Here is a 1,319-nt window from a genome sequence, read left to right on the forward strand (position 1 = left end):
GGGTCTGTAAATAGTTTTGTGCTTTTTTCCTAATTAAGATAAAGCAGATTTTACTTTATCGGGGAAAAAAACGGATAATTGCAGCAGAATTTGTCCCCAATTTTGAACCCGGCCCGTCCATTTTCTTAGAACGTCCATAGTAGCTAGATAGAGCATCTTCTGCAGTGATTCGTCATTAGGGAAAATGCTTTTTCCCTTCGTTACTTTCCGAAGCTGCCGATGGTAGCTTTCAATCATATTAGTTGTATAAATAATTTTCCGAATCTCCGGTGGGTACTTGAAAAAGGTCGATAGTTCTGACCAGTTAGCTCGCCAAGAATTGACGATCAAGGGGTATTTATTGCCCCATATCGTTTCAAAGCTTTCCAAGAATTCTAGTGCCAGCGGCTCCGACGCCGCCGTATAGACCGGCTTTAAATCGGCCAGTACTTTCTTCACATCCTTGTAGGATACATAGCGAATGGAATTACGAATTTGATGAACAATGCATTTTTGAATTTCGGCCTCAGGGAAACAAGCTCCAATAGCTTCGTTAAATCCCTTCAGATTGTCAACGCAGCAAATGAGAACATCCTGTACGCCGCGGTTTTTCAACTCATTTAATACGACTAGCCAAAACTTTGAGGTTTCATGTTCGCCAATCCACATTCCCAAAACGTCTTTACGTCCGTCTAAATCAATGCCAATAACCATGTAGGAAGCCTTGTTTACAATGGCGCCTTCCTGACGCACTTTATAATGAATCGCATCCAAAAAAACGACAGCATAGGTCTTCTCCAGTGGCCGACTTTGCCATTCCTTGATCAAGGGCATGAGCTTATTGGTTACGTTGGAAATCAAAGTTGGCGATACGGTAATGCCATATAGTTGATTTAGGTGATCTTGAACATCTCTAACTGTCATTCCCTTGCTGTATAAGGCAATGATCTGTTCTTCAATGCCGGTCAAATTTTTCTGATGTTTTCTTACGATTAAAGGTTCATGTTCGCCTTCGCGATCGCGAGGAATAAGCAATTCGGTATCGCCATATTCACTAACCACAGTCTTCTTGCTATGACCGTTGCGGCGATTGTCGGTTTGTTTGGCAGAGTTTTCATTTTTACCATAGCCCAGAGTCGTATCCATTTCAGTTTCCAGCATTTCCTGCATCGTTTCACTAAATAAATCCTTGAGCATTGCCGAAATATCGCTAGTTGTCTTTATGTTTCGTTCTTTAATGAGTTCCCGAATTTGTTCTTTCGTTAATAGTCCCATGCTTTTGACCTCCATATCTTCATTCTACAGATTTTTTTCAAAAGCACAAACTATTTTACACTACC

1 protein-coding gene is annotated in these 1,319 nt (G+C 41.0%); it reads right to left on the reverse strand.

The window, feature by feature from the left end; genetic code table 11:
- Positions 1–33: 33 nt before the first annotated feature.
- Entirely contained in the window at positions 34–1,254 is a 1,221-nt protein-coding gene (locus tag I6751_RS04755) for an IS256 family transposase (protein WP_196590023.1), read from the reverse strand.
- Positions 1,255–1,319 lie beyond the last annotated feature (65 nt).

Source organism: Pectinatus frisingensis (assembly GCF_015732285.1).
Lineage (GTDB): Bacteria > Bacillota > Negativicutes > Selenomonadales > Selenomonadaceae > Pectinatus > Pectinatus frisingensis.